Source organism: Streptomyces anatolicus (assembly GCF_019400875.1).
GTDB lineage: Bacteria > Actinomycetota > Actinomycetes > Streptomycetales > Streptomycetaceae > Streptomyces > Streptomyces anatolicus.
In genome coordinates this window covers 1-2,312 of sequence record NZ_WMBF01000716.1, presented here as the reverse complement: position 1 = coordinate 2,312, position 2,312 = coordinate 1, and the positions used below count along the sequence as shown (strand labels likewise).

The window sequence follows — 2,312 nt, the reverse complement described above, 5'->3', positions numbered from 1 at the left end:
GCGCGAAGGAGGGCGCGGCGGCCTGCGGCTGCGCGGGCGCGGGCTCCTCCTCGGCGACCTCGCCGCCGAAGTTCTTCAGGAGGGCGTCGAGCCCGCCGTCGAAGCCCTGGCCGATCGCGGCGAACCGCCACATGTCCTTCAGGTAGAAGTCGCCCAGCATGACGGCGCGCTCCGTGGAGAACTCCGCGCCGTTGAAGGCGTAGCGGGCCACTTCCTCGCCGCCCGCGACGACGCGGATGTATCCGGAGGCGACCTGCGACATCTGCCCGGCACCGTCGATCGTCGCGGTGAACGACAGCCGCTGGATCTGCTGCGGGATGCGGTCGAGCGTGACGCGGAAGGACTCGGTGTCACCCGCCTGCGCGCCGAGGAGCTGGATCGACTCCTCGGGCGACTTCGGCTGGTTGAAGAAGATGAAGTAACGGTCGTCCGACAGTTGCTCGCTCGCGTCGAGGCCGAAGCAGCTGATGTCGAAGGTCAGCCCGGGAGCCGCGATCTGCACGCCTACGTACAGATCGGTGCCCGCGGTGAGGTCACTGATCTTGGCCTTGTGGCCGCGTTGGAATTCCCTGGCCATACGTAACGACCGTCCCCCATCCCGAATGTGAATGCGTCGCGCCAGGCTAACCGCAAAGTCCGACAGTGAACCAAGCCGGTACAGACCCGCTACACAACCGTGGGATCCGGCGGACGTTCACTCCTCGCGGGCGGTCGGCAGATGGGGCAGCCGACCGGCCGCGACCACCCCTTCGAGGTACCCCCTGGCCCGCTCCGTGCGCGGGTAGGCCTCCAGAAGGCGCCAGAAACGCGGTCCGTGACCGGGGACGAGAAGGTGGGCCAGCTCGTGGACGAGGACGTAGTCCACGACGTACTCGGGCATGCCCTGCAGCCGGTGCGAAAGGCGGATGCTGCCCTCGGAAGGAGTGCAGGAACCCCAGCGGGTGTTCTGGTTCGTGACCCAGCGAACGGAGGCGGGCCTCGCTTGGCCGTCGAAGTACTGCTCGGACAGCTGCTCGGCGCGTTCGGACAGCTCCGCGTCACCGAGAAGTCGCTTGCTCTCCTGCGCGGCCAGCTTGTCGAGCATCACGTTGACCCAGCGCTGCTCCTCCGCCTCGGACATGCGGGCGGGGATGAGGACGACGGTGCGGTCGCCCTCGCGGTACGCCGAGACCGTTCTGCGGCGGCGGGCACTGCGTCTGACCTCGACCGCGCCGACTCCCGCGCCGGGCGGCGGCGGACTGGCCGTGCTGCGCTGGGGAGTTCCGGCGCGACGCGCTGAGGTCTCCCCAGCGACGCGAGGGGACGGGTCGGCGGGCACGCCCCGACGTTACCCGCTGGGCATGGGGGAAGTCCCGCCTCCGGGACGGTTCGGCGCCGATCCACTCGCCGGACGTTTGACTGGTTCGACTAGTACGACTGGCAGCGCGACTCATGCGACCGACGGCACGCCCGTGGGGGCCGACCACCCGGCCCATTGACGCCCACGGGACCGACCGCACGGCCCGTTGACGCCCACCGGGACGGACCGCACGGCCCATAACGCCCACTGGGGCCGACCGCACCACCCATTAATACGACAAGCACCCCCCGCCTGTGGATAACGCGCCGCACCCATCCGGCGCGCCGGGCATCCTGACATTCGATCGACGCGGCGGACAGGACCGCGCCGACCGGACGACGGGGGACGACCATGCATCCGACACTGAAGCCCGCACTGCGGCGCGGCTGGCGGGACCTGAGCACCGTGCAATTCGGGGTCGCGCCCGCGCACGCCCTGGTCCTCGGCCCGATGGACACCGCGACCAGCAGCTTCCTCACCCTCCTCGACGGCACTCGCGGACTGCCGCTCCTGCGTGAGGAGGCCAAGCGGATGGGCCTGCCCGACGGGCACGTGGACGCGTTAATGGGAGAGCTGTCGCGGGCCGGCCTGCTCGACGACTCGACGGGCGGCGGCCCCGCGGCCGACGCCCTGCGCAAGCGGAGCGGCCCCATGGACCGGTTGCGGGCCGACCTGGCCTCGCTGTCGCTCCTCGCATCCGAGCCCGGCGAGGCGATCGACAAGCTGGCGGCGCGCCGGGCCATGCGGGTCCGCGTCCAGGGGGCGGGCCGAGTGGGCGCCGTCGTGGCATCGGTCCTCGCGGGCGCGGGCGTGGGCCGCGTCGAGGTGCTGGACGGCGGACATGTGGAGCCGTGGGACGTCGCGCCGGGCGGACTGCCCGCCGAGGCGATCGGGCAGCGCAGGGACACGACCGCGCGACGGCTCGTGCGCCAGGCGGCACCCGACCGGCCACCCCGCCCGAACCACCCCACAC

At 71.5% G+C, this 2,312-nt stretch carries 3 protein-coding genes; 1 reads left to right on the top strand and 2 read right to left on the bottom strand.

Annotated features, from left to right (window positions below; all coding sequences use genetic code 11):
- Both GKQ77_RS31740 and GKQ77_RS31735 read right to left on the bottom strand, forming a co-directional pair.
- Nucleotides 1-577, bottom strand: a 577-nt coding sequence (locus tag GKQ77_RS31740) for a TerD family protein (RefSeq protein WP_219692571.1), incomplete at its 3' end; no start/stop codon positions are given.
- A 117-nt stretch (nt 578-694) separates the two neighbouring features.
- A complete protein-coding gene (locus GKQ77_RS31735) occupies nt 695-1,318 on the bottom strand; it encodes a M48 metallopeptidase family protein (protein WP_219692570.1) in 624 nt (207 codons plus the stop codon).
- Between the two features lie 372 nt (nt 1,319-1,690).
- Here GKQ77_RS31735 and GKQ77_RS31730 point away from each other — a divergent pair.
- On the top strand, nt 1,691-2,312 hold a 622-nt coding region (locus GKQ77_RS31730), incomplete at its 3' end, for a ThiF family adenylyltransferase (RefSeq protein WP_219692569.1).